Here is a 25,063-nt window from a genome sequence, read left to right as displayed (position 1 = left end):
ATCGGTCAGCCCGGATGGGCTGACCGCTGCGTTATTTTCCCCATCGCCTTCCTCCGCCGATTGGCGGTCTCCCGCAGCGGCGATGGCGCCGTGACGGGGTGGGGGTCAGTCCTGCTCTCCTGCTACCTCGGCATTGCCAAAGAACAGCTGCGTAATCAGCTTGTTGTCGATGGCCTCGCCGCTCAGCGTACGTACCAGCAGCTCGCTGCCCAGCAGCTGCAGCGAGAACACCATATCCGGCTGTACCCGCTTGATCTTTTGCAGATGCTTACTGGCGTTGACCAGCGAAATGGTCTTGGTGGCGCCGCCGGCCACCTCCTTGGCGGCCAGGACGATAAAGGCGTTTTCCGCATCGTCCTCGCGCAGCGCCAGAATGTACAGCGCGCGCGGGGCGCCGGCCTCCGTCAGCACCTGCGCGCTGGAGGGATCGCCGACCACCACGTCGGCATCCTGCGGATACTCGTGGGCGATGCCCATCGGGACGATGGCGGTGATCGCATCGCCGCGCTCCTTCAGCCCGTTGTAAATACTGAGCGCCAGCGGCGACGCGCCGGCGATAATAAAGTGGTTTTTCCGCATCACGTGAGAGATCCTGCCTTTAACCATGCGTTTAAGGTTGCCGCCGATCACCGGACCGATGATGGCGCTGATTGACGTGGCGAAGACCGTAATCCCCATCACGATCACCGAGATGGTGAACAGCCGCGCGGTGGCGGTATAGGGAACGATATCGCCAAAGCCGACGGTGGACATGCTGACGACCGAAAAGTAGAACGCGGTGACCACGTCCAGGATCGGCGGCTTGAACTCGTCGCCCAGATACAGCGCGCCAAAGATGGCGTAGATCAGTAACGAGGCAAAGCTGACCAGGGCAAACAGGCTACCGGCGGCCAGGCTGGCCCGGTCAAAGCGCTCCCAGTAGCGGATCAGCAGGGCGATCAGAACCAGGGTATACAGCGTCAGGTTATGGCTGTAGTTCTCCAGGTTGGTCAGCGAGATATCCTGCCAGTTCCACGCCCGGAGATCGTGCCACAGCAGGCGCACCAGATCCTGCGCCTGCCAGATGGGCAGACTGGGATCCTGGATCAGCGACAGCACGGCGATGGCGATCAGCAGCAGCAGGGTAAACGCCCAGGCGACGCGCGCCCGCAGCAGCAGGCCGATGGACATCAGGATCAGCGCGACGCCGAGCATGACCCGCGGGATCTCCAGCAGGTTAACTACGGAGAGCGCCTCTTTCCAGCTGTGGAACGTCTGTAGGGCGCCGGGAACATAGCGGAATGCCTGAATGACGACCGGCTCGGCAAACAGGTAGCCCTCCAGGGCGACCAGCAGCGCTAGGCACCACGAGGGCTTGAACAGGCTATACACGCGGTGGAACAGTTTTTTCATAGAAATGCGCGGTAGAGGAATAATAAAAAAGTGTAACGCGAATGGGCGAAGATGGATAGGGAGAGCGGGCGGCGCCGCGCGCCCCCGCCCCCGCCCCCGCCCCCGCCATGCTCAGCGGCAATCCTCCGGCGCCGACGCGCGCTCATCGCGACAGAACAGAGCGCTATCGCGCAGCAGATGGTCGTTGGCGCGCCGCCGGGTGAAGCCGCAACGGTCGAAGAACTCCAGGATCTGCACCGCCAGCTTACGGCCAACGCCGAGCTGATCGCGGAAGTCGGCCGCGCTGGTGCTGCCCTGGCTGCGATCCAGTCGGCGGATCAGCTCGGCAAACTGGTAGAGCCGTTCGCTGCGGTAGTAGCGATCGCGCACCACGGCGGTGATGTGCCCGAGCAGCGCCGCCTGGCGCAGCGTCTGGCGCATCTCATCCTCGTCGGCGTTCAGGGCATTGGCCAGATCGCGCACCCACCACGGATCGTCGGCGAACAGCGGCTGCGCCCGCTGCCACAGCGCCTGCTGCGGCGGCGTCATGGCCAGGCTGTGCTGCGGCAGGTGCAGCCAGCCGCGGCTGTTGCACAGCGCGCCCTCGGCCAGCAGCTCGCCAATCAGATGAAATACCAGCGTCTCTGCCTCGGTCGGCAGCGCCATGCGCCGCAGGCGGGCGCGCCCGACGCCCAGCTGATCGCCGTGCTGCTCATGGTAGTGCGCTAGGGTTTCCAGCAGCCGCTGGCGCAGCCGCGCCGCCGTCGCGCGGGAGAGCAGGTGATCGCCGACCACCAGCAGATCGTCCTGCGCCAGCAGCGCTCGGCAGGCGTCTTCCGTTAGCTGGCGCGCCCAGGCCAGGCTGGCGATGCTCAGGGTGCCCGAGGGCAGGCGTAGGCTGAGCGCCTCGCGATCGCCGCGGGCCTGCGCCAAGTGACGCAGGGTCGCCAAAAAGGCGGGCTGACGCTTGCCGCGGCGCGGCGCCTCCAGCTGAAGCACCCGCGCCGCGCCCAGGGTGTGGCGCGCGGCGATGTCGCGCAGGATCAGGGTGTCACCCTCGGCCAGCCAGAGGGGCGCGTCGAGCACCAGTTCGGCCAGGATCGGCACCTGCGGCGCGGCGGCGGTTTCCAGCAGCGAGAGGCGCCCGGTGATATGGCGCGCGGCGTGGTGGAGATGCAGCGGCTGCCAGTGCTGCAGCGGGGCGATGCCGTCGACGGCGACCAGCACCCGCTGGGCCGCCGGTACGGCGGGCCGCTGCGCCAGCAGCCAGTCACCGCGCTGGATCTGGCTTTTCTCTACGTCGCCGCTGAGGTTCAGCGCCACGCGCTGACCGGCCTGCGCCTGCTGCGCCTCTCGGTTTTGGGCGTGCAGGGTGCGTACCCGCACCGCCTTATCGCAGCCGGTCAGCCACAGCGTATCGCCGCAGCGTACCGTTCCGGCCAGCGCCGTGCCGGTGACCACCAGACCGCTGCCCTTGACGCTGAAGGCGCGATCGATGGCCAGACGGAAGCGCCGATCGGCCTGCGGCGGGGCCGCGCTCAGCGCCAGCAGATGGCGGCGCAGCGCCTCGATCCCCTGACCGCTCAGGGCGTCGGTTTCGAACAGCGCCGCGTCGGGCCAGCCCTGCTCCGCCAGCAGCGCCTGCACCTGCTCGCGCACCTGGGCCCGCCGCGGCGCATCGGCCCGATCGGATTTGGTCAGCGCCACGGTCAAACCGGGGCGTCCGGCCAGGCGCAGTAGCAGCAGGTGTTCGCGGGTCTGGGCCATCACGCCGTCGTCGCAGGCGACCACCAGCAGCGCCTGTGGAATGCCGCCGATGCCAGCCAGCATATTGGCCAGAAATTTTTCATGTCCCGGAACGTCAATAAACCCCAGCACCCGCCCATCCGCCAGCGGTAGATAGGCATAGCCGAGATCGATGGTCATGCCGCGGCGCTTCTCTTCCGGCAGGCGATCGGTGTCGATGCCGGTCAGGGCGCGCAGCAGGGTGGTCTTGCCGTGGTCAACGTGTCCTGCGGTGGCGATGATCATTGGCACAGCTCCTGGAGCAGCGCCTGCTCATCGTCCAGACAGCGCAGATCGAGCCACAGTTTGCCCTCTTGCAGGCGTCCGATAACCGGGCGGGGCAGCGCGCGCCAGCGCTCGGCCAGCGCCGTCAGGGTGCCGCCGCGACCGTCGCGGGGGGTCAGGGTGAGCGCATGGCTCGGCAGGCGATCCACCGGCAGCGAGCCGCTGCCGATCTGTGACAGGCAGGGCTCCAGCGTCAGGATGAACGCCGCCTCATAGCGCGGGCGCAGGCGGGCCAGCAGCCGCTCGCCGCAGGCGGCGATTTCGCTCGCCTCTCGCGTCAGGTGGCGCAGGGTGGGCAGCGCCTGGCGCAGCTTCTCCGGCTGCTGGTACAGCTGCAGCGTGGCGTCCAGCGCCGCCAGCGTCATCTTGCCGCAGCGCAGGGCGCGCTTGAGCGGATGGCGCTGCAGGCGGCGGATCAGCTCTCGGCGGCCAACGATGATCCCCGCCTGGGGGCCGCCGAGCAGCTTGTCGCCGGAGAAGCTGACCAGATCGACGCCGTCGGCCAGCATGCGCTGTGGCATCGGCTCGGCCGGCAGGCCGTAGCTGGCCATGTCCAGCAGCGATCCGCTGCCGAGGTCGCTGATGACCGGCAGGCCATATTCGTGGCCTAGGGCGGCCAGCTCGGCCTCGCTGACGGCGGCGGTGAAGCCCGCGATCGCGTAGTTGCTGGTGTGCACCTTCATCAATAGCGCGCTGTGCTCGTCGATGGCCTGGCGGTAGTCGTGCAGGTGGGTGCGGTTGGTGGTGCCGACCTCGCGCAGACGGCATCCCGCCTGGGTCATGACGTCGGGAATACGGAACGCGCCGCCGATCTCCACTAGCTCGCCGCGCGAGACGATCACGTCGCGCCCCGGCGCCAGGGTCGCCAGCATCAGCAGCACCGCCGCCGCGTTGTTGTTAACGATACAGGCGTCTTCGGCGCCGGTCAGGGCGCACAGCCGATCGGCGATCGCGCGATCGCGGTGGCCGCGCCCCGCGTCGTCCAGATCGTACTCCAGGGTGACCGGGGCGCTCATCGACTCGGCCGCCGCCGCGATCGCCGGATCGGGCAGTAGCGCCCGGCCCAGGTTGGTGTGCAGGACGGTGCCGGTCAGGTTAAAGACCCGGCGCAGGGCCGGTCGCAGCGTTTCGGCCAGGCGCTGGGCGCAGGCCTGTCCCCAGTCGGCGCACCAGTCGGGCAGCGCCTGCTGCCGCTGGACGGCGTGACGGGCCTGCTGCTGCAGCGAGCGCAGGGTCTGGGTTACCAGCTGACTGCCATACTGCGCCTGTAGGGCTGCGCACGCGGGCGTGCGCAGCAGGGTATCGATCGCGGGGATTTGGCTGTAAAGCGCCTGATGATCTGAACTCATTGAACTGTTCCGTACCTTTATCTGCGCGGGGCGAAGGAGTCCCATGATAAAGGCTGACGGGACAGGAATACAGCCTAGTCGGCCGGCGGCACGGTGCGCAGAAAGCTGTCGCGCTGAAACAGGCGCTCCGCCAGGCGTACCAGCGCCGGGCGGCCAACGCACCAGTTGGGGCAGACGCGGCGGAAGTTGAGATAGCTCAGGCAGCAGCCGGCGGCGATATCGGCCAGGCTCAGCGTCTCGCCGCCGATCCAGCGGCCCGCGGCGACGCTGCGCTCCAGCGCATCCAGCCCGCGCAGGATCTTGTCGCGCTGACGCTGCAGCTCATGCTCATCCCGGCGTTCGGCGGGACGGCGCAGCTCTTTCACAATGGTGACCGCGGCGTCGCAGATGCCGTCGGCCAGCGCCTCGGTCTGGCGCACCCGCAGCGCCCGCTCCCCGTCGAGGGGCAGAAAGCGGGGCGTCTGCGTTAGCCTGTCTATATAGTCGGCAACGATCGGCGAGTCGAAGAAGATCTCGCCGTCGTCCGCCACCAGCGCGGGCACTTTGCCCAGCGGATTTACGTCGGGCACCCGGGAGCTGTCCAGATTGGGATTGTCGTTGACGAACTCGAAGGTCAGCTGCTTTTCCAGCAGCAGAATAAAGATTTTGCGCACGAAGGGACTGGTATAACTGCCGATCAGTTTCATACGGGCCTCCTGTTGGCTGGCTATGACGCTCCATGGCCGGATTGGCGGGGAGAACCGCCGCGACACTCAAGTATGACAGAATTTCAGCATGCTACCGGGCGCACTGCGCAATCCTTGCACAGAAAAAGCCGTTTTCAGAGGATTACCGTTTTATCAGAGCGAGTGCAGGGCGCGCGCCTGTTGTCGACGCGGACGCCACCGTATGCTGGAGGGATCGGCGTGCGGCCACCGCGGACCCGCGCTACGGCTCAAGGAGAAGATCATGGGATATCGGGTAGTGTGCTGTCTCTGTTTCTGCTGGCTGCTGTCCGGCTGCGCCCAGGCGGGCGACGCCGACGCGCGGACGCTGATCGTGCGCGGCACCCTGAGCGCCGTTTCACCCGGTGCGCTGCAGCTGCGCGAGCGTCACGGCGGCGAGCTGGCGCTGAGGCTGACCCCCGCGACGCGTCTGTTCGGGGTGTTCAGCGCATCGCTGGACGATATCCGCCCCGGCGCATTTCTGGGGGCGGCGGCGCTGCCGCTGGCGGATGGTACGCTGGAGGCTCAGACGCTTCACCTGTTCTCCGATCGTCTGCGCGGGGCGGGCGAGGGGCATACCCCCTGGCGGCTGGTCAACGGTGAACAGGGCAGCATGACCAACGGCACCGTCGATGTCGGGGGAACCTGGCGCGGCGACGGCGACGTGGCGGGGCAGCCGTTGGTATTACGCTATGGCGGGGGGACGCAGCAGATTAGGGTCGGCCTACAGACGCCGGTGGTCTTTGTGGATTCGCTCACGCGCGGCGCGCTGCGGCCGGGGCAGGCCGCGGTGCTGATCCTGACGGCGCGCGACGGACGCGCGACGGCGGAGGTGCAGCGCGCCTTTATCGGCATTAACGGGGCGATTCCGCCCTTTTAGACGTCGTTCCCGCCGTGGAGACCGGGGCCGAGGGGCCCCGGTTCGCTGAGCTTACTGATGCTGCCCCTGCTTTTGCAGGAACTGTACGCCCTTGTCCGGGAAGTCGGTGAACACGCCGTCGACGTCGGCCTGGTTGTAGATCACGTCGTACAGCTGATTAACGTCGGTGACGTAGTCCGGCAGCTTATCGGCGCGAATGGTGTAGGGGTGGACGGCCATGTTGTTGGCGTGCGCCTCTTTCACCATCGAGGTCAGCTTGACGTTGCCCTTACGGGAGTCTTCGCTGACCAGCATGTGGTAGTCCGGGCCGATGCCGTCGGCATACTGGGCAATCTGCTTCATGGCGCCGGGCTTGAACATCCAGTCATAGCTGTAGTTGACCCAGGTGCCGTCCGGCTTCTTCTCCTGGGTTTCGTTCCAGTCGGTATAGGCGATCAGCTGCACCAGCTTGAGGTTCTGCCCCATCTTCGGCATCAGCTCGTTTTTAATTCGCTTGAGTTCGTTGGCATCGAAGCACTGTACGTAGACGTTGGCGTCTTTATTGGTATAGCCGTACTGCTTGAGCACCTGCAGCACCTTAGCGGAGATGTCCTTGCCCTCCTGCTGGTGGAACCAGGGTGCCTTGATCTCCGGGTAGATACCGATGTTCTTGCCAGTGGAGTGGTTTAGCCCCTGAACGAACTCGATCTCCTCTGCAAAGGTATGTACCCGGAAGTCCGATTTCCCCATCGGGAAGCGGCCCGGATAGCTCTGTACCTTCTTGCCGTTATCGATATCAAACCCTTCGGTGAACTTCAGGGATTTGATCTCATCCAGAGTAAAGTCGATAGCGTAGTAGCGGCCATCCTTGCGCGCACGGTCCGGGAAGCGGTCGGCGACGTCGGTGACCCGATCCAGATAGTGGTCATGCAGCACCACCAGCTGGTCGTCCTTGGTCATCACCAGATCCTGCTCCAGAAAATCGGCGCCCTGGGCGTAGGCCATGGCCTTGGCGGGCAGGGTATGCTCCGGCAGGTAGCCGCTGGCGCCGCGGTGAGCAATCACCACTTTATCGTCAGCCGCCTGGGCGCTCATTGCCAGCGTTCCGCCGAGAAGAAGCCCGGCGACAATCGCATTCATTTTGATTTTCATAGGATTATCCTTGTTTTTGGTGTTTTTTTACGCTGCGTAGGGGTAAAGAAAAGGCCGCGCCCCGGGTGAGCGGCACAGCCTTGGTTCAACGGCGGCAGCGCGCAGGGCGCCGCCGCAATCGCGTGCTATCAGCCTCTCTTGGCTTCCAGATCGCGGTGGTGTTTGGTTTCGTTGATCATCACGACCAACAGCAGAACCACGGCGAGGATGCTGCCGCCGATCATCACCATAAAGCCGCCGTCCCAGCCAAAGTAGTCAACGGTGTAGCCGACGATGGCGCTGGCCGCCACGGAGCCGCCCAGGTAACCGAACAGGCCGGTGAAGCCCGCCGCGGTACCGGCCGCTTTCTTCGGCGCCAGCTCCAGGGCGTGCAGGCCGATCAGCATGACCGGACCGTAGATCAGGAAGCCGATGATGATCATACAGGCCATATCGACGTTGGGGTTGCCCGCCGGGTTGAGCCAGTAAACGATGGTGGCAATGGTCACCAGGGTCATGAAGAACACGCCGGTGGCGCCGCGGTTGCCGCGGAAGACCTTGTCAGACATCCAGCCGCAGATCAGGGTGCCGGGGATACCCGCGTACTCATACAGGAAGTAGGCCCAGGAGGACTTATCCAGCGCGAAGTGCTTCACCTCTTTCAGGTAGGTCGGTGACCAGTCCAGGATGCCGTAGCGCAGCAGATAGACGAACACGTTGGCGATGGCGATGTACCACAGCAGCTTGTTGGGGAAGACATACTGCATGAAAATCTGCTTGGCGGTCAGCTCTTGCTCTGCCTTGTCGGAGTAGTCGTCTGGATAGTCGTTCTTATACTCTTCGATAGGCGGCAGGCCGCAGGACTGCGGGGTATCGCGCATCATGCCAAAGGCGAACAGGGCGACCAGAATGGCGGCGAAGGCCGGCATGTACAGCGCGGCGTGCCAGTCGTTGAACCAGGCCATCCCCAGCAGGAACAGCAGCGGCGGCAGCCCCCCGCCCACGTTATGGGCGCAGTTCCATACCGACACGATACTGCCGCGCTCCTTCTGCGACCACCAGTGCACCATGGTACGGCCACACGGCGGCCACCCCATGCCCTGGAACCAGCCGCACAGGAACAGCAGCACGAACATGGTCATGATGCTGGAGGTTGCCCACGGCACGAAGCCCATCACCAGCATGACGACGGCGGCCAGGATCAGACCGGCCGGCAGGAAGACGCGCGGGTTGGAGCGGTCAGAGACGGAGCCCATGATGAACTTGGAGAAGCCGTAGGCGATGGAGATGCCTGAGAGGGCAAAGCCGAGATCGCCGCGCGAGAACCCCTGCTCGACCAGATAAGGCATCGCGAGGGTGAAGTTTTTACGCACCAGATAGTAAGCGGCATAGCCAAAGAAAATCCCCATAAAAATCTGCCAGCGCAGGCGGCGGTAGGTCGGGTCTACCTGCGCATCCGGCAGCCGCGGTTTATGCGCCGCGGGCTTAAACATGCTTAACATAAATATCTCCGATGACTGTTATTGTTTGTACTGTCTCAATCCGCTTCCCCAGTGAATGCGGTTAAGGCACACCCTATGCTTATCAAGAGAAAAGACGCACATCCACCGGCGTAGGGGGCGAGTGGATATACCGTCTGTTTTCATTTTCGAGCGCAGGATAGGCAATTGCGAGCGTCGATACTGTGAGAGATCGCTCATATTGTTACAGTTTTATGAATTTGATATACAAATTAACCGATTGAGTAAAAAAACAACGGTTATTTGTATGATTAAAGCGTGTCTGTAGAGTGATTTTGATCACATTGATGAGCTTTTGTGGTCTGGTTATTTTCGTTTTGTGCGCGTATTTGCTCCTTATCAAACATTTTATCGCCGCACTATGGCCTACTAGCGTCATTACTACTCATTTGGCTTGGGAGCCACTCATGTTACAGAGCCCCGCATCACAGGAAACTGACGTCGTCATTATCGGCGGCGGCGCCACCGGCGCCGGCATCGCCCGTGACTGCGCGCGCCGCGGCCTGCGTTGCATTCTGCTGGAGCGCCACGACATCGCCACCGGCGCGACCGGCCGTAACCATGGTTTGCTGCACAGCGGCGCCCGTTATGCGGTGACCGACGGTGAGTCCGCGCGCGAATGTATTGAAGAGAACCGTATTCTTAAGCGCATCGCCCGCCACTGCGTCGAGCGCACCGACGGACTGTTCATCACGCTGCCGGAAGACGATCTGGCCTATCAGCCGCGCTTTATTGAAGCCTGCCGCGCCGCGGGTATCGATGCCGAAGCCATCGACCCGGCCGAGGCGCTGCGCCTGGAGCCTGCCGCCAACCCGGCTCTACTGGGCGCGGTGCGCGTGCCGGACGGCACCGTCGATCCTTTCCGTCTGACGGCGGCCAACATGCTGGATGCGCGTGAGCACGGCGCCCAGGCGCTGACCTATCATGAGGTGTGCGGACTGCTGCGCCAGGGCGATCGGGTGACCGGCGTGCGCGTTCTCGACCATAAATCGCGCCAGCGCTACGACATTCACGCACAGATCGTGGTAAACGCCGCCGGGATCTGGGGGCAGCACATCGCCGAGTATGCCGATCTGCGTATCAAGATGTTCCCGGCCAAAGGGGCGCTGCTGATCCTGGGCCACCGTATCAACAACATGGTGATCAACCGCTGCCGCAAGCCGGCGGACGCCGATATTCTGGTGCCGGGCGATACCATCTCGCTGATCGGCACCACCTCGACCCACGTCGATTATGATCAGATAGACAACATGATCGTCACGCCGCAGGAGGTGGATGTCCTGATCCGTGAAGGGGAGAAGCTGGCGCCCAAGCTGGCGGCGACCCGTATTCTGCGCGCCTACGCCGGGGTGCGTCCGCTGGTGGCCAGCGACGACGATCCGAGCGGGCGTAACGTCAGCCGCGGTATCGTGCTGCTGGATCACGCGGCGCGCGACGGGCTGGAGGGCTTTATCACCATTACCGGCGGTAAGCTGATGACCTATCGCCTGATGGCCGAGTGGGCCACCGATAAGGTCTGTGAAAAGCTGGGCGTCTCCACCCCCTGTACCACCGCCAGCGAGCCGCTGCCCGGCTCTGAGCAGTCGGCTGAAGAGACGCTGCGCAAGGTGGTTTCGCTGCCGGCGCCGATCCGCGGCTCGGCGGTTTACCGCCACGGCGATCGCGCCGATCGCCTGCTGAACGGCGATCGCCTCAATAGTAGCCTGGTGTGCGAATGTGAGGCGGTGACCGCCGGCGAGGTGCGCTATGCGGTGGATTCGCTGACGGTGAATAACCTGGTGGATCTGCGCCGTCGCACCCGCGTGGGGATGGGCACCTGTCAGGGCGAGCTGTGCGCCTGCCGCGCGGCCGGATTGCTGAACCGATTTAAGGTCACCACGCCGCAGCAGTCTATCGATCAGCTGTCCCACTTCTTGAACGAACGCTGGAAGGGGATCCGTCCGATCGCCTGGGGCGATGCACTGCGCGAAAGCGAATTTACCAGTTGGGTTTACCAAGGGCTGTGCGGGATGGACGCCGCGCTGCCGCAGCGCGGGGAGAGCGACGATGAAATTTGATACCCTCATGATCGGCGGCGGCCTGGCCGGACTGGCCTGCGGCATTCGCCTGGCCGAGGCCGGGCAGCGCTGCGCTATCGTCAGCGCCGGGCAGAGTGCGCTGCACTTCTCCTCCGGCTCCTTTGATCTGCTGTCGCGCCTGCCGGACGGAACGCCGGTTACCGCGCCGCGCGCGGCGATTGATGAGCTGCAGCGCCAGGCGCCGCAGCACCCCTATAGCCTGATGGGCACCGAGCGATTTTCCCGCTACGCCGTTGAGGCCGAGCGCCTGCTGGAGCGCAGCGGACTCGCGCTGGTGGGCGACCATCAGCGTAACCACCTGCGGGTCACCCCCCTGGGCACCCGCCGTCTGACCTGGCTGAGCCCGCATGAGGTGCCGGTGAGCGACGTGGACGCCGCGCTGCCGTGGCGGCGTATCCTGGTGGCCGGTATCGAAGGGTTTCTCGATTTTCAGCCGCAGCTGGTGGCCAGCTCTCTGCAGGAGCAGGGAGCCGAGTGCGAGGTGGTCGAGCTGACGCTGCCGGCGCTGGATCGCCTGCGCGGCAACCCCAGCGAGTTCCGCGCGGTCAACATTGCGCGGGTGCTCGACGTGGCGGAGAACCGCCGCCTGCTGGCCGAGGAGCTGAATCGTCATGGGGCGCAGGCGGATGCCATCCTGATGCCCGCCTGCGTCGGCGTGGACTGCGACGATGCGCTGGCGCAGCTGCGTGCGGCGGTCGCTCGCCCGCTGATGCTGCTGCCGACCCTGCCGCCGTCGGTGCTGGGGATCCATATTCACCAGCAGCTGCGCCGCCGTTTTCAGGCGCTGGGCGGCCTGATCATGCCGGGGGATACGGTGCTGCGCGCGGAGTATGAGAATAACCGCGTGGCCCGTGTGTACACCCGCAATCACGGCGATATTCCGCTGCGTCCGCGTCATGTGGTGTTGGCCAGCGGCAGCTTCTTCAGCAACGGGCTGCGCGCCGACTTCGGCGGCGTGCGTGAGCCGGTGTTCGGGCTGGACGTCATCTCTGCCGCCGATCGTAGTGACTGGTGCAGCGAGTCGATGTTCGCGCCGCAGCCGTACCTGCAGTTCGGGGTGCGCGGCGACGCCGAGCAGCGTGCCGCCGTCAACGGCGCCGTCGTTAATAACCTGTATGCCGCCGGCGCCGTGCTGGGCGGCTATGATCCGATCCATCAGGGCTGCGGCGCCGGGGTTTCCCTGCTCACCGCCCTGCACGCCGCGCAACAGATTCTGGCGGAGGACGCGTAATGAGCCTGCCTGCTGATAACAGCTTTGAACAATGTATCAAGTGCACCGTGTGCACCACCTATTGCCCGGTCGCCAAGGTGAATCCGGCCTATCCCGGTCCAAAACAGGCGGGCCCGGACGGGGAGCGTCTGCGCCTGAAGGATCCACAGCTGTACGATGAGGCGCTGAAGTACTGTACCAACTGCAAGCGCTGCGAAGTGGCCTGTCCGTCCGACGTGAAGATCGGCGACATCATTCTGCGCGCCAAGAATCAGTACGGTAACCATAAGCCCAAGCTGCGCGACGCCATCCTCAGCCATACCGATCTGATGGGTACCCTCTCTACGCCGTTTGCGCCGCTGATCAACGCCACCACCGGCCTGAAGCCGGTGCGTCAGCTGCTGGATAAGGCGCTGAAGATCGACCACCGCCGCGAACTGCCTAAATACTCTCATGGCACCTTCCGTAGCTGGATGCGCAAGCAGAGCGCGGAGCAGGCGCGCTTTAGTGAGCAGGTGGCGTTCTTCCACGGCTGCTACGTGAACTACAACCATCCGCAGCTGGGTAAGGATCTGGTACGGGTGTTTAACGCCATGGATATCGGGGTACAGCTGCTGTCGCGTGAGAAGTGCTGCGGCGTACCGCTGGTGGCCAACGGCTTTATCGATCAGGCCAAGAAACAGGCGCGGGTGAACGCCGACTCCCTGAGCGAGGCGGTGCTGGAGAAGGGGCTGCCGGTGGTGGCGACCTCCTCAAGCTGCACCTTTATGCTGCGCGACGAGTACCCGCACGTGCTGGATATCGATACCACGCCGGTGCGCGATCGGGTCGAGCTGGCGACCCGCCATCTCTACCGTCTGCTCGACGGCGGACGCACGCTGCCCCTGAAGCCGCTGAACCTGAAGATCGCCTACCATACGCCGTGCCATATGGAGCGGATGGGCTGGGCGCCCTATACCCTGGCGCTGCTGCAGATGATCCCGGGCGTAGAGCTTATCATTCTGGACTCGCAGTGCTGCGGTATCGCCGGGACCTACGGTTTCAAGAAGGAGAACTATGAGACCGCACAGGGCATCGGCGCCGGGCTGTTCCGCCAGATCGAAGCCAGCGGTGTGGATCTGGTGGTCACCGACTGTGAAACCTGTAAATGGCAGATCGAAATGTCCACCAGCAAGCGCTGCGAACATCCGATCTCCCTGCTGGCCCAGGCGCTGGCGTAGCCTATCGGCGCCCCGTCGGTGACGGGGCCGCTCTGTATCATCGTGCTTTTCTTGTTATTACTGCCTGTTAGAGTGAGTGTCCCTGTTGGGTCCCGGCCTGCGCCGGGACCTTTTTTTCTTTCTGACGCCCCTGCCATAAATGTGGCGGACGGCGCAGTTACGTCGTCGTCCCCTGGTTAAAATAAAACGCAGTTTTATAAACAAGGGAATGACGAGTCATGTTAACCGGTAACGTTCACTATCTGGATCAAATGCCGTATCTGCCGGCCGCGCTGCGCCAGGCGATTGAGTATGTGATGGCCAACTTCAGCGCCGAAACGCCGGCGGGACGCTATGAAATTGATGCGCAGCGCCAGTTCGTGCTGATCGCCCACGACGATACGGCGCCGGCCGAAACGCGCCGCGCCGAATACCACGCCCGCTACCTGGATATCCAGATCGTGCTGGAGGGGCAAGAGGGCATGGGCTTTAGCAATCTGGCGCCGGGCGTAGCCGGGGAAGATCTGCTGGCGGAGAAGGATATCGCTTTCCTGCCGGTGGGCGCGGGCGGTCTGCAGGAGAAGCAGCTGGCGCTGTGCGCGGGCGATTTTGTGGTGTTCTATCCCGGCGAGGTGCACAAGCCGCTGTGCGCGCTGGGTGAGCCGGCGCGAGTGCGCAAGGCGGTGATCAAGCTGGACGCGCAGGCGCTCGGCCTGCTGTAGCGGTCACGGCGGCCAGCGGCGGTGACCGCTGGCTCGCGCGGCGCACGGTCTCTGACGCCGCGCGCCGTTATTCGCCCAGGGTCGCCACCATCACCGCCTTGATGGTATGCAGGCGGTTTTCCGCCTGATCGAAGACGATGCTGTGGGGCGATTCAAACACCTCATCGGTCACCTCAATCCCGCCGTGCAGCCCATATTGCTCGGCCATCTGCTGGCCTACGCCGGTCATCTCGTCGTGGAAGGCGGGCAGGCAGTGCAGGAATTTTACCTGCGGGTTGCCGCTCAGCTGCAGCGTTTGCAGGTTGACCTGATACGGCAGCAGCTGGGTAATGCGCTCTTGCCAGACCGATTTGGGCTCGCCCATGGAGACCCACACATCGGTATACAGGAAGTCGGCGCCCTGTACCCCTTCGGCGACCTCCTCCGTCAGCACTAGCTTCGCTCCGGTCTGCTGCGCGATGGCCTGGCACTGGGCGATCAGCTCGGCCTCCGGCCAGTAGGCCTTGGGCGCGACCAGGTGCAGCTCCATCCCCATCAGCGCGGCGCCCTCCAGCAGTGAGTTGCCCATGTTATTGCGCGCATCGCCCAGATAGGCCAGCTTCATGGCGGAAAGGGGCTTGGCGCAGTGTTCGCCCATGGTGAGGAAGTCCGCCAAGATCTGCGTGGGGTGAAACTCATCGGTCAGGCCGTTCCACACCGGGACACCGGCGTAGTGCGCCAGGGTTTCCACCACCTGCTGACCAAAGCCGCGGTATTGGATGGCGTCATACAGCCTGCCGAGCACCCGCGCGCTGTCCTTGATCGACTCTTTATGGCCTATCTGGCTGCCGCTGGGGCCGAGGTAGGTGACGTGGGCGCCCTGATCGTAGGCGGCCACCTCAAAGGAGCAGCGGGTGCGGGTGGAGTCCTTTTCAAAGATCAGCGCGATGTTTTTTCCCCGCAGACGAGGGCGTTCGCACCCCTGTTTTTTGGCCTGCTTCAGCTCGGCAGCCAGATTGAGTAGATATGCAATTTGCTGCGGGGTGAAATCCAGTAACCTCAGGAAGTGCTGCTGATTAAGCTGATCCATATGGCTCATCTCCGTCTGTGGGGGTATGTTGCGATGAATTTGTATTCACATTATGTGTATTAAAATTCATTTTCAACCCCCGGGCGTGAAATATTGTATTTTCTTGAGTGGTGAGGCGCCGTCGCCTGTGGGAGAATGCGCCAAAGGCTTAGCGATTGAGGATCAGTGAAATGGCAAACCGAGAGCTGCTGGAAGAACAGCGTGAAGAAACCCGCATGATTATTGAGGAGCTGCTGGACGACGGCAGCGATCCGGACGCGCTGTACACCATTGAGCACCACCTGTCGGCGGAGAGCTTTGAGGTGCTGGAGCAGGCCGCCGTAGAGGCGTTCAAGCTGGGCTACGAAGTGACCGACGCCGAGGAGCTGGAGGTTGAAGAGGGCATCCTGCTGATGTGCTGCGATGTGATCAGTGAAGTGGGTCTGAACGCCGAGACCATCGATGCTCAGGTCGAGCAGCTGATCGCCCTGGCGGAAAAACACGGCGTCAGCTACGACGGCTGGGGAACCTATTTTGAGGATCCGGACGGCGAAGAGGGTGACGACGGCGAGGAGTACGACGAAGAGGCGATCGACGAGGACGACGACGGTCGTCGCCATTGAGATCGACGCCGATCGCGATCGGACTAACGGGAGCCTGCGGGCTCCCGTTTTTTTTGTCTGTAGCCTCCCCCGGCGAGGCAGGGCGCGTCCCGCGGTAACCCCCCTTTTTGCGTTAGCCTAGCGTCTCAATGACCCCCAGATGGATCGCGTATTTGTGCACCTTGTACTGCAGGGTAGTGCGTGAGAGCCCCAGGCTGCGCGCCGCCTGGGCGATGCAGCCGTTGCTGTGGTTGAGGGCCTGGACTATCTGGTCGCGCTCATAGCGTGCGATCCGCTGGGCCAGATTGCCCGCTTCCTGGGCGGTCGGATACGCGCCGGGCGGCGGCTCGACGGGGGACGGGGGGTATGCGCCGCGCGACGGGATCATGCTCTGCGCCTCTTCATCGTAGGCGATGCAGTCGAGGGGGCCGTCGTGATCCTGCATGATCATGCTGCGCACGATGGTGTTTTCCAGCATGCGTACGTTGCCAGGCCAGCGCCGGCGCAGCAGGGTATCCTGGGCCGCCTTGGCGATGCCGTGGATGCGGTGCACCACGTCGTTGCGGTATTTCGTGAGGAAGTGGTTCGCCAGCAGCAGAATGTCGGACGGCCTCGCGGAGAGCGGCGGCAGCGCGAGCATACCGACGCTCAGGCGATAGAACAGATCGGCCCGCAGCCTTCCCTGCTCTATCAGGGCGGCGGGCGCCTCGTTCATCGCCGCCACAATGCGCACGTCCGACTGTTTCTGCTGGCTGCCGCCCAGCTTCCAGTAGGTTTTATCCTGGAGAAAGCGCAACAGCTTGCTCTGCATCTCCAGCGGCATGGCGTTGAGCTCATCCAGGAACAGGGTGCCGCCGTCGGCCAGCTCCAGATACCCCTTGCTGTTCTCCGCGCCGGTAAAGGCGCCTTTGACGGTGCCGAACAGCGTGCTCTCGATCAGGGTCGACGGCAGGGCGCCGCAGTTCAGGGCGATAAAGGGGCGCTCCGCCCGCGGGCTGCAGCGGTGGATCAGTCGGGAAAACAGCTCCTTACCGGTTCCTGTCTCGCCGACGATGATCACCGGCACGTTGCTCTGCGCCAGGCGTTTTCCTTTGTCGATCAGCGCCAGCGTCGCCGGATCCTGGGTAATGATGGCATGGCTGTCCTCGTCGGGTGCGGCGTAAAGACGCTGGTTCAGCTCGACGACCTGCTCCTGCAGGCGGCGTACGCCCGACATATCGCGGCCAATCTCGATGGCACCCACCATGCTGCCGTCGCGGGCGTACAGCGGCGCCGTCGTATGCTGATAGTCGACCGCTCGCCCGCGGGCGTTGTAGTACACCTGGTAGTTCCCCACGTACTCAACGCCGCTTTTCAGTGAGCACAGCATGGTGCTCTGACTCTCCTTCATTCGCGGGTAGACGGCCAGTATATGGCGGCCCAGGGCACACTCTGCGCTGCAGCCGTCCAGCTCCGCGCTTTCCTGGTTGTAGTACACGTAGCGGCCCTGCTCATCGATGATGGCGAGGGGCTGATGAATCAGGTCGAAAAATCGCGCAAACATGCTGAGTGCGCTGCGGAGATCCGGGTTGACTGACGGCATGGTGCATTTTCCTTGGGTTGACTGCCGGGCGCCTGCGTACGGGCGCCGAATTTTCGGCGCTACGACGAAAAACAGACCGACCGACCAATGTTTGGCAAGGCGATTTTATTTTATCTATTTGATTTTTAATGATTTAAAAACTGGCACGTGCGTTGCTATAGCATTGCTATCGATACGATATCAATCAATATTATCCACAGCAATCAGAGGTTTTTATGTCAGATAATGTTATTAAAAACTATAACCAGTTGCGTCATAACGTAATTGAACACGACCGTCGCTTTAGCGCCCGCGGCGGTAAGCTGTGCTTTGAGGGACAGGATGTCACCGCGCTGGCGAAGAAGTATGGCACCCCCTTCTACGTATTCTCCGAGGCGGAGATCGTGCGCAATATCCGCGAGATCGAGCAGGCCTTTTCCGCCCATCCGAACACCAAAACCTTCTTCGCCTCCAAAACCTGCTCCGTGATGGGGGTGCTGCAGGCGATCCGCGACGCCGGGATCTGCGCCGAGGCCAACTCGCAGTATGAGGTGCGCAAGTGCCTCGAGGTCGGCTTTCGCGGCGATCAGATCGTGTTTAACGGGGTGGTGAAAAAGCCGGAGGATCTGGAGTACGCCATCGCCAACGATCTGTACCTGATCAACGTCGACAGCCTGTATGAGCTGGACCATATCGATGCGATTTCCCGCCGCCTGAAGAAGACCGCCAACGTGTGCGTACGCGTCGAGCCGAACGTGCCGTCCGCCACCCACGCCGAGCTGGTCACTGCATTCCACGCCAAGTCGGGCCTGGATCTGGAGCAGGCCGAAGAGACCTGCCGCCGTATCCTGGCGATGCCCTACGTGCATCTGCGCGGCCTGCACATGCACGTAGGCGATCAGGTGCCGGAGGCGGAGCCGTTTGCCAAAGCGACCCGCGTGCTGGTGGACGAATCCCGCCGTCTGGAGCAGGTGCTGGGGATCACGTTCGATCTGATCAACGTCGGCGGCGGCATCCCGGTGCCGTACAAGTACGATGAAGAGAACGGCGATCCGCTCAAGGACAACATGTACGCCGGGATCACCGCGCAGGACTTTGCCGATGCCGTCATCAGCGAGGTGCACAAGTGGCGCACCGACGTGCAGATCTGTATCGAGCCGGGGCGCAAGGTGACCGGTTCGGCGGCGGTTCTGCTGACGGAGGTGGCCTGCGAGAAGCGTAAGACCAACTACGATGTGGACGGTAACGTGGAGTGCCACGTGGAGTGGAAGTTTGTCGACGCCGGCTACAGCGTCCTTTCCGACAGCCAGCACTTTGACTGGTTCTTCTATGTCTATAACGCCTCGCGCATCACCGAAGCGCACGATCGCTACATCAAGCTGGCGGGTCCGCTGTGCGACGGCGGCGACTACTTCCACGTCGGCGTGAAGGGCGAGGAGTTCCTGATGCCGCACGACACGGCGATCGGCGACGTCGTCGCATTCCTGGACGCCGGCGCCTACTCGATCGAAAGCCAGACGGTCTATAACAACCGTCCGCGCACCGCGGTGGTGATGATCGATCGTCAGGGCAATGATCGCCTGATCCGTCGTGAGGACAGCTACGAAGACATGGTCAAGTACGACATTTATTAATCTGCACGGGGGGCCGCGGCTCCCCTTTTCTGTTTTCTCTGGCTCTGGAGATGTCCATGAGTACTCAAGACACCAGTAAGCTCGGCATCAAAGACATTGTTTTTATGAATGTCATTGCCATTCTGAGCCTGCGGCAGATCCCCAACGTCGCCCCCTATGGCGCCTCGGCCATGCTGCTGTGGGTGATCGCCGCATTTTGCCTGTTTTTCCCGTTAGCCATGGTCTGCGGCGAGCTGTCGACCGGCTGGCCGAAGGATGGCGGTATCTTCGTCTGGATCAAGGAGGCCTTTGGTAAACGCATCGCCTGGATTGTCGTGGTCTGTTTCCTGTTCTCCTGCGTGCTGTTTTTCCCCCTGATGCTGCAGTTTGGCTTCACGGCCCTCGGCTATATGTTCAGCGCTTCGCTGGCGGAGAATAAGATCTTCATCGGCGTCGGATCGATGGTGATCTTCTGGCTGCTGACCCTGATGAATATCCGCGGTATGCAGTGGACCAAGATCATCAACAGCGTCAGCGCTTGGTGTGGGGTCTTTATCCCGTCGGCGATCCTTATCCTGCTGGCGATCGTCTGGCTGGCGACCGGCCACCCGATGCAGACCGACTACGCCACGCCCGCCAACTGGGTGCCGGATCTGAGCCACTGGGACACTATCGTCTTCCTCTCCAGCATGATGTTTGCCTTTGCCGGTCTGGAGGTGGCGCCGATGATCGCCGGGCGCACCCGCAACCCGCAGCGTGACTTCCCGCGCGCCATGGCGTTTTCTGCCGCGGTGATCGTCGGCATCTACATGGTGGGCACCTGGGCGCTGAATACCCTGCTGCCGGCCGGGCAGACCGATATCGTCGCCGGCGTGATGCAGGCCATGCGCTCCGCCGCCAATACCCTGCATATGCCGTGGCTGCTGCCGGTCATGGCCATCTGTATGTTCTTTGGCGCCCTGGGGCAAATCAACTCCTGGCTGGTCGGGCCCATCTATATGCTGCAGGAGGCCTCGCGTGAGGATAACCTGCTGGGCGAGCGCATCGGGCGTCTGCACCCCAAATACCAGACGCCGGCGTTTGCCTTAGTCTGGCAGGCCATCATCGTGACGGTGCTGTGCTTCTCGACCTTTGTTTCGCCGAGCGTCGCCGCCGCCTACTGGATGCTGACCGCGCTGACGACCATCACCTACTTTATCCCCTATCTGGTGATGTTCCCGGCCTTTTATCGCCTGCGCATCACCCAGCCGGATACCCCGCGCAGCTTCCGTATTCCGGGACGCGTCCTGCCGATCGTGCTGCCGGCGCTGGGCTTTATCTCTATCGCCTTTGCCGTATGCCTGCTGTTTATCCCGCCGTCACAGATCGACATGGGCGGCTATATGCAGTACGCCGGCAAGATTATTGGCGGCGCGGTGCTGGCCGTGGTCGTGGCGGAGCTGATTTATCACCGCGCGCAGCGGCGCAATGCGAAGTTACTGAGTGAGGGAGCAAAATAAGATGTATATGCCAACGCTAGAGATAGATCTGCGCAAGCTGCGCGACAATGCCCGCACCGAGGTGACGCTGCTGGGCGAGCAGGGGATCGAGGTCATGGCGGTCAACAAAGTGTTTGACGGCTGCCCGGAGACCGCCCGCGCCGTCGTGGAGGGGGGGATTCGCGTGGTCGCCGAGTCGCGCACCTATAACCTGAAGAAGATCCGCGCAACCGGCTGCACCACCTGCCTGCTGCGCAGCCCCTGCCTGAGCGAGATAGAAGAGGTCGTACGCTACGCCGATATCAGCTTAAACAGCGAGCCCGCGGTGCTGCGGGCTCTCTCCGCCGAGGCGCTGCGTCAGGACAAGGTGCATCAGGTGCTGCTGATGGTGGATATGGGCGATCTGCGCGAGGGGATCTGGTTTGAGCACTATGCGCAGATCCTGGAGACGGTGCGGCTGATAGCGTCGCTGCCGGGGCTGGCGCTGTACGGGCTGGGCACCAACTTCAACTGCTATGGCACGGTGCTGCCGACGGTGGAAAACGGCGAGCGTTTCCAGGCCATCGCTCGGCGTCTGGAGAGCGACTGCGGCATCGCCGTACGCCGTCTGTCGGCCGGCAACTGCACCAGCGTCCATCTGCTGGACAAGGGCATTTGGCCGCAGGGGCTGAACCACCTGCGCATCGGCGGGCTGCATGAGTTCGGCATCGAATATGTCGACATGAAGTATCTGGCGGCGTTTCACCACTCGACTAAGCCGGTGGCGCGGGCCTGCTCGGATATGTATCTGCTGCACGCCGAGATCATCGAGCTGAACAGCAAGCCGACGGTGCCGGTCGGCGAGCTGGGGGTCGATGCCTTCCTGCAGAGCAAGACCTTTGTCGATAAGGGCACCCGCCGCCGCGCGCTGCTGGCCTTTGGCCGTCAGGATGTGCCGGCGGAAAACTGTACGCCCTGCAACGACGCCATCACGCTGCTGGGACAGACCAGCGACCATACGCTGGTGGATATCGAGGATTGCGATGAGGCGCTGAAGGTCGGGGACAGCATCAGCTTTGAGCTGGACTATACCGGGCTGCTGATGGCCTGTCAGACCACGGGCGTGCAGCGCCGTTTTAAAGGATGAGCCAGAGGCCATAAACGCGCGCCGGCGTACCCGCGTCGGCGCGCAGAATGCACCTTACACAGGGGGATACCATGGCTTGTCAGATGGAGACGCCTTCACCCTCAACCGGTCCGGCGCTCCAGCGCACGCTGAAAAAGCGCCACCTGCTGATGATGTCGCTGGGGGGGACCATCGGTACCGGTCTGTTTATCGGCATTGCCGAGCCGCTGCACAGCGTCGGGCCGCTCGGCACCCTGCTGGCCTATCTGCTGGGCGGCGGGGTGATGCTGATCACCATGATGTGCCTGGGGGAGCTGGCCTGCGCGTTTCCCCACTCCGGTTCGTTTCAGCACTATGCGCTGATGTTTCTCCCCCACCCGCTGTGGAGCTACAGCATCGGCTGGCTGTACTGGCTGAGCTGGGTATTTTCGCTGGCCGCCGACCTGACCGCCGCCGGACTTATCGCCCACCAGTGCTTCCCCGCCGTACCCATCTACCTGTTTTGTCTCACTATCCTGATCTCACTGCTGCTGTTGAACCTGCTGTCCGCCGCCAGCTTTGGCGAGTGTGAATATTGGCTGTCGGCGGTCAAAGTGTTCGCCATCGTTCTGTTTATCGCCGCCGGGGTCGTGATGATGTTGCGCCTGCAGGGGAGCGGCGCGTGGCAGCCGACGCTGCGCACCGCCAGCGGCTGGTTCCCGCACGGCACCTGGAGCCTCTTTCTGTGCATGACCGTGGTGGTGTACTCCTTTCAGGGGGTCGAGCTGGTGGGCAGCGCCGCCGGGGAGACCGCGGCGCCGGAAAAGGTGCTGCCGCGGGTGATAATGGGGATCGGTGGGCGCATCATTCTGTTTTATGTGCTGGCTATCGCGGTACTGGCGCTGATCTACCCCTATGAGCGGGCGGTGAGCGGCGATAGCCCGTTCGTCTGGGTCTTCGCCCACGCCGGTCTGCCGGGCGCTGATACCCTGATGCTGCTGGTGATCTTCTCCGCCGCGGTGTCGGCGGCCAACTCGGCGATTTACGCCAGCTCGCGGATGCTGTGGTCGATGGCGCAGGATGGCTTTGCCCCGCGCTTCTGCGGTCGGGTCAATCGGCGCGGCGCGCCGGCGAACGGGATCGCGCTGACCTGCCTGATCTCGCTGGTGTGTCTGCTGAGCAAATACATTCCGGCCCAGTCGCTGTACCTGTATCTGATCGCCAGCACCGGGCAGGTCGGCTGCCTGGCGTGGATGGTGATCGCCTGGTGTCAGTATTGCTTTCGCCGTCGTCAGCTGGCGGGGCACTATCCCGATATCCGCGCGGGCTACCGCTCCCCGTGGTTTCCCTGGCTGCCGTGGGCCTGCATCGTGCTTAACGGGCTGGTGATCGTCGGCACCTGGCTGAGCGAGCAGGGGGGCAGCATGCTTTTGGCCGAGCTCACGCTGCTGGCGCTGGTGATCGCCAGCTATTTTCTGCGCCGCCGCCCTGCGAAGGGGGCGGCGGCGGTTTCGTCGGCCGATAGCCTATAGCGGGCGCAGCATGCGGACTTCACAGTCCACGTGGCGGGTGGCGCCCAGCGCCGCGTCGATAGGCTCAAAGCCGAGATGACGGTACAGGGCGATGGCGTCGTGCAGGGTGGCGGTGGTCTCCAGGTAGCAGTGGGTAAACCCCTGCGCACGGGCGAAGTCCAGCGCCAGCAGGGCCAGGCGCTTGGCCAGGCCGCGTCCGCGCAGCGCAGGCAGAAAGTACATCTTTTGCAGCTCGCACAGGTGCGGCGCGGCCCCCTCCAGCGGCGCGACGCCGCCGCCGCCTGCCACCTCACCGTCCAGCTCCACGATCCAATAGGCGCAGCGCGGCGCCGCATAGGTCTGCGCCAGGCGATCCAGATTGGGATCGGACACCGTGAACCCCTTGTCGGCGCTCAGGCCGCATTCGGCGGAGACGCGGCGGATCACGTCGGCAATCGCGCCATTGTCGGCGGCGGTCAGTGGGCGAATGCGGATGTCGGGGGCGCGTTGGTCGGTCATCTGGGAATCCCTGGTCAGTGTGCGGATACGCAGTTTCTTAAATAGCACCGTCGCCCCCCACAATGCAAGATGCTGCCGGGGAAAGCGGCCCCGGGCGGGTTAAAACTCGACGTCCTCCAGGCTAAAGGAGCCGCTCTGATCGTTATAGGAGAAGATCTCGGCATAGCGCCCCCAGTTGATCACGGTATCCAGGGTTTCGCGCGCGGCATCATCGGAGAGCACGTCCTCCAGCTCCTGCTCAAAGCGTACCCGCGGCGCTCGGTGGCCGGGGCGCTCGTCGAGCACGCTCTTGATCAGCGTGGCCAGCGGTACGTGGCGCAGCAGGTGGGCGGCGAACAGCGCCTTGCGCGGCTGGGTGTCCATGACGGCGAACTGCTGCCCCGCGGGGGTGAGGAAAATATCCCCTTGATGAACCTCGGCAAAGTCCAGCTGCTGCAGCACCTCGGCGACGGAGAGCAGACGATCGGCCTCTATGTGTAGCGCCAGCGCCAGATCGGGCATGTCGGCGCGGCCGTGGTAAGGGGCGGCCGCCAGGGTTTCCAGCAGCCCGGCGATCAGGTTGGTGGAGACATGGGGCAGCCAGGAGCCCAGCTTCAGCTCGTGACGCAGCGTATTGTCGCCGCTGCGCGCCGTCATTTGGGCGTAAATCTCATCGACCAGGTGGCGAAACGGCGGATCGAGGCGGCTGCGCGGATGGTGGAAGGGTACCGCTATCTCGGCGATGATCTTGCCGGGGTGCGAGGAGAGCAGCAGGATGCGATCGCACATGAAGACCGCCTCCTCGATGTTATGGGTGACGATCAGCATCGACTTAATCGGCAGCTTGCCTGCGCTCCACAGGTCGAGCAGGTCGGTGCGCAGGGTTTCGGCGGTCAGGACGTCAAGGGCTGAAAACGGCTCATCCATCAGCAGCAGCGTGGGGTCAACCACCAAGGCGCGGGCAAAGCCGACGCGCTGGCGCATCCCGCCGGAGAGCTCGCGCGGGTAGGCGTTCTCAAAACCGTCCAGGCCGATCAGGTCGATGGCCGCCAGCGCCCGGGTACGCCGCTCGGCGGCCGCCATGCCCTGCGCCTCCAGACCGGCCTCCACGTTTTGCAGCACCGTCAGCCACGGAAACAGGGCGAAGGTCTGGAACACCATCGCCACCCCCTTGGCCGGACCATGCACCGGCGCGCCAAGGTAGTTCACCTGGCCCGCGCTGGGGGTGATCAGGCCTGAGATGATACGCAGCAGCGTGGATTTTCCCGAGCCGGAGCGGCCGAGCAGGGCCACTATTTCGCCCTCGCGCAGGGTCAGGTTAACGCCCTGCAGGATGGTCTGGACGCCGTGCGCCTGCTCATAGCCGTGATCAACGTTCTGCACGCTCAGAATCGGCGCCGGCGTGACGCCGGGCGGCGGCGGGGAAAGGGGATCGGTCATGGCGCGGCTCCTCGG

Annotated in this window: 20 protein-coding genes; 10 read left to right on the top strand and 10 right to left on the bottom strand. The window is 63.5% G+C overall.

The window, feature by feature from the left end; translation table 11 throughout:
* Positions 1 to 105: 105 nt before the first annotated feature.
* The 4 genes from kch to L1P05_RS14945 form a co-directional block, all read right to left on the bottom strand.
* Positions 106 to 1,392 (bottom strand): voltage-gated potassium channel protein, encoded by a 1,287-nt coding sequence (gene kch / locus L1P05_RS14960; RefSeq protein WP_012849934.1) that lies wholly within the window; start codon positions 1,390 to 1,392, stop codon positions 106 to 108.
* Between the two features lie 111 nt (positions 1,393 to 1,503).
* A complete protein-coding gene (gene selB, locus L1P05_RS14955; protein WP_012849933.1) occupies positions 1,504 to 3,402 on the bottom strand; it encodes a selenocysteine-specific translation elongation factor in 1,899 nt (632 codons plus the stop codon).
* Complete coding sequence (gene selA, locus L1P05_RS14950) at positions 3,399 to 4,790, bottom strand: L-seryl-tRNA(Sec) selenium transferase (RefSeq protein WP_012849932.1); 1,392 nt, start codon at positions 4,788 to 4,790, stop codon at positions 3,399 to 3,401. The genes selB and selA overlap by 4 nt, the downstream gene beginning before the upstream one ends.
* Before the next feature lie 74 nt (positions 4,791 to 4,864).
* Positions 4,865 to 5,476: a glutathione S-transferase gene (locus L1P05_RS14945; protein ID WP_012849931.1), complete on the bottom strand. Its 612-nt coding sequence runs from the start codon at positions 5,474 to 5,476 to the stop codon at positions 4,865 to 4,867.
* A 262-nt stretch (positions 5,477 to 5,738) separates the two neighbouring features.
* Between L1P05_RS14945 and L1P05_RS14940 the strand changes: the two genes are divergently transcribed.
* The gene (locus L1P05_RS14940; RefSeq protein ID WP_012849930.1) at positions 5,739 to 6,374 is read left to right on the top strand and encodes a hypothetical protein; all 636 of its coding nucleotides are present in this window, start codon (positions 5,739 to 5,741) and stop codon (positions 6,372 to 6,374) included.
* Between the two features lie 51 nt (positions 6,375 to 6,425).
* On the opposite strand, the gene glpQ is transcribed toward L1P05_RS14940, so the two are convergent.
* On the bottom strand, positions 6,426 to 7,448 hold the full coding sequence (gene glpQ / locus L1P05_RS14935) for a glycerophosphodiester phosphodiesterase (protein WP_417926539.1): 1,023 nt from the start codon (positions 7,446 to 7,448) through the stop codon (positions 6,426 to 6,428).
* Between the two features lie 185 nt (positions 7,449 to 7,633).
* Positions 7,634 to 8,986 (bottom strand): glycerol-3-phosphate transporter, encoded by a 1,353-nt coding sequence (gene glpT / locus L1P05_RS14930; protein ID WP_012849928.1) that lies wholly within the window; start codon positions 8,984 to 8,986, stop codon positions 7,634 to 7,636.
* 425 nt (positions 8,987 to 9,411) lie between these two features.
* Between glpT and glpA the strand changes: the two genes are divergently transcribed.
* From glpA to L1P05_RS14910, 4 genes are all read left to right on the top strand, one after another.
* Positions 9,412 to 11,061 (top strand): anaerobic glycerol-3-phosphate dehydrogenase subunit A, encoded by a 1,650-nt coding sequence (glpA, locus tag L1P05_RS14925; protein WP_012849927.1) that lies wholly within the window; start codon positions 9,412 to 9,414, stop codon positions 11,059 to 11,061.
* Positions 11,051 to 12,313 carry a glycerol-3-phosphate dehydrogenase subunit GlpB gene (gene glpB, locus L1P05_RS14920; protein ID WP_012849926.1) on the top strand — a complete coding sequence of 421 codons (1,263 nt, stop codon included), beginning with the start codon at positions 11,051 to 11,053 and terminating at the stop codon, positions 12,311 to 12,313. The genes glpA and glpB overlap by 11 nt, the downstream gene beginning before the upstream one ends.
* Entirely contained in the window at positions 12,313 to 13,512 is a 1,200-nt protein-coding gene (gene glpC, locus L1P05_RS14915) for an anaerobic glycerol-3-phosphate dehydrogenase subunit GlpC (RefSeq protein WP_012849925.1), read from the top strand. The genes glpB and glpC overlap by 1 nt, the downstream gene beginning before the upstream one ends.
* A gap of 218 nt (positions 13,513 to 13,730) precedes the next feature.
* On the top strand, positions 13,731 to 14,213 hold the full coding sequence (locus L1P05_RS14910; RefSeq protein ID WP_012849924.1) for a NanQ anomerase/TabA/YiaL family protein: 483 nt from the start codon (positions 13,731 to 13,733) through the stop codon (positions 14,211 to 14,213).
* A 67-nt stretch (positions 14,214 to 14,280) separates the two neighbouring features.
* Here L1P05_RS14910 and argF read toward each other — a convergent pair whose 3' ends face one another.
* Positions 14,281 to 15,282 carry an ornithine carbamoyltransferase gene (gene argF / locus L1P05_RS14905; protein ID WP_012849923.1) on the bottom strand — a complete coding sequence of 334 codons (1,002 nt, stop codon included), beginning with the start codon at positions 15,280 to 15,282 and terminating at the stop codon, positions 14,281 to 14,283.
* Positions 15,283 to 15,452: 170 nt separating this feature from the next.
* Here argF and rraB point away from each other — a divergent pair, with 170 nt between their 5' ends.
* Positions 15,453 to 15,884 (top strand): ribonuclease E inhibitor RraB, encoded by a 432-nt coding sequence (gene rraB / locus L1P05_RS14900; RefSeq protein WP_012849922.1) that lies wholly within the window; start codon positions 15,453 to 15,455, stop codon positions 15,882 to 15,884.
* 112 nt (positions 15,885 to 15,996) lie between these two features.
* On the opposite strand, the gene L1P05_RS14895 is transcribed toward rraB, so the two are convergent.
* Entirely contained in the window at positions 15,997 to 17,445 is a 1,449-nt protein-coding gene (locus tag L1P05_RS14895) for a sigma-54 interaction domain-containing protein (protein ID WP_012849921.1), read from the bottom strand.
* 215 nt (positions 17,446 to 17,660) lie between these two features.
* Between L1P05_RS14895 and dokD the strand changes: the two genes are divergently transcribed.
* From dokD to L1P05_RS14875, 4 genes are all read left to right on the top strand, one after another.
* Entirely contained in the window at positions 17,661 to 19,058 is a 1,398-nt protein-coding gene (dokD, locus tag L1P05_RS14890; protein WP_012849920.1) for an ornithine/lysine decarboxylase DokD, read from the top strand.
* A 56-nt stretch (positions 19,059 to 19,114) separates the two neighbouring features.
* A complete protein-coding gene (locus L1P05_RS14885; RefSeq protein ID WP_012849919.1) occupies positions 19,115 to 20,536 on the top strand; it encodes an APC family permease in 1,422 nt (473 codons plus the stop codon).
* 1 nt (position 20,537) lies between these two features.
* The gene (locus L1P05_RS14880; protein ID WP_012849918.1) at positions 20,538 to 21,641 is read left to right on the top strand and encodes an alanine/ornithine racemase family PLP-dependent enzyme; all 1,104 of its coding nucleotides are present in this window, start codon (positions 20,538 to 20,540) and stop codon (positions 21,639 to 21,641) included.
* A 71-nt stretch (positions 21,642 to 21,712) separates the two neighbouring features.
* A complete protein-coding gene (locus L1P05_RS14875; RefSeq protein WP_370686072.1) occupies positions 21,713 to 23,131 on the top strand; it encodes an amino acid permease in 1,419 nt (472 codons plus the stop codon).
* Here the strand turns inward: L1P05_RS14875 and L1P05_RS14870 are convergent.
* Positions 23,126 to 23,629 (bottom strand): GNAT family N-acetyltransferase, encoded by a 504-nt coding sequence (locus L1P05_RS14870; protein ID WP_012849916.1) that lies wholly within the window; start codon positions 23,627 to 23,629, stop codon positions 23,126 to 23,128. The genes L1P05_RS14875 and L1P05_RS14870 overlap by 6 nt on opposite strands.
* A gap of 99 nt (positions 23,630 to 23,728) precedes the next feature.
* Positions 23,729 to 25,048: an ABC transporter ATP-binding protein gene (locus L1P05_RS14865; protein WP_012849915.1), complete on the bottom strand. Its 1,320-nt coding sequence runs from the start codon at positions 25,046 to 25,048 to the stop codon at positions 23,729 to 23,731.
* Between the last annotated feature and the right edge of the window lie 15 nt (positions 25,049 to 25,063).

Source organism: Edwardsiella piscicida (assembly GCF_021733145.1).
In the GTDB taxonomy this organism is placed as follows: Bacteria; Pseudomonadota; Gammaproteobacteria; order Enterobacterales; family Enterobacteriaceae; genus Edwardsiella; species Edwardsiella piscicida.
Note: the sequence above shows the minus strand (reverse complement) of the source record. Positions and strands in the feature narration are given on the sequence as shown.

Excerpts from the sequence above, each read along its gene's own strand:
- L1P05_RS14940 (WP_012849930.1), top strand. The coding sequence starts at position 5,739 with ATGGGATATCGGGTAGTGTGCTGTCTCTGTTTCTGCTGGCTGCTGTCC.
- L1P05_RS14865 (WP_012849915.1), bottom strand. The coding sequence starts at position 25,048 with ATGACCGATCCCCTTTCCCCGCCGCCGCCCGGCGTCACGCCGGCGCCG.
- rraB (WP_012849922.1), top strand. The coding sequence starts at position 15,453 with ATGGCAAACCGAGAGCTGCTGGAAGAACAGCGTGAAGAAACCCGCATG.
- L1P05_RS14945 (WP_012849931.1), bottom strand. The coding sequence starts at position 5,476 with ATGAAACTGATCGGCAGTTATACCAGTCCCTTCGTGCGCAAAATCTTT.
- kch (WP_012849934.1), bottom strand. The coding sequence starts at position 1,392 with ATGAAAAAACTGTTCCACCGCGTGTATAGCCTGTTCAAGCCCTCGTGG.
- glpB (WP_012849926.1), top strand. The coding sequence starts at position 11,051 with ATGAAATTTGATACCCTCATGATCGGCGGCGGCCTGGCCGGACTGGCC.
- selA (WP_012849932.1), bottom strand. The coding sequence starts at position 4,790 with ATGAGTTCAGATCATCAGGCGCTTTACAGCCAAATCCCCGCGATCGAT.
- glpC (WP_012849925.1), top strand. The coding sequence starts at position 12,313 with ATGAGCCTGCCTGCTGATAACAGCTTTGAACAATGTATCAAGTGCACC.
- glpQ (WP_417926539.1), bottom strand. The coding sequence starts at position 7,448 with ATGAGCGCCCAGGCGGCTGACGATAAAGTGGTGATTGCTCACCGCGGC.
- L1P05_RS14870 (WP_012849916.1), bottom strand. The coding sequence starts at position 23,629 with ATGACCGACCAACGCGCCCCCGACATCCGCATTCGCCCACTGACCGCC.
- L1P05_RS14885 (WP_012849919.1), top strand. The coding sequence starts at position 19,115 with ATGAGTACTCAAGACACCAGTAAGCTCGGCATCAAAGACATTGTTTTT.
- selB (WP_012849933.1), bottom strand. The coding sequence starts at position 3,402 with ATGATCATCGCCACCGCAGGACACGTTGACCACGGCAAGACCACCCTG.
- argF (WP_012849923.1), bottom strand. The coding sequence starts at position 15,282 with ATGGATCAGCTTAATCAGCAGCACTTCCTGAGGTTACTGGATTTCACC.
- L1P05_RS14910 (WP_012849924.1), top strand. The coding sequence starts at position 13,731 with ATGTTAACCGGTAACGTTCACTATCTGGATCAAATGCCGTATCTGCCG.
- glpA (WP_012849927.1), top strand. The coding sequence starts at position 9,412 with ATGTTACAGAGCCCCGCATCACAGGAAACTGACGTCGTCATTATCGGC.
- L1P05_RS14880 (WP_012849918.1), top strand. The coding sequence starts at position 20,538 with ATGTATATGCCAACGCTAGAGATAGATCTGCGCAAGCTGCGCGACAAT.
- dokD (WP_012849920.1), top strand. The coding sequence starts at position 17,661 with ATGTCAGATAATGTTATTAAAAACTATAACCAGTTGCGTCATAACGTA.
- L1P05_RS14895 (WP_012849921.1), bottom strand. The coding sequence starts at position 17,445 with ATGCCGTCAGTCAACCCGGATCTCCGCAGCGCACTCAGCATGTTTGCG.
- glpT (WP_012849928.1), bottom strand. The coding sequence starts at position 8,986 with ATGTTAAGCATGTTTAAGCCCGCGGCGCATAAACCGCGGCTGCCGGAT.
- L1P05_RS14875 (WP_370686072.1), top strand. The coding sequence starts at position 21,713 with ATGGCTTGTCAGATGGAGACGCCTTCACCCTCAACCGGTCCGGCGCTC.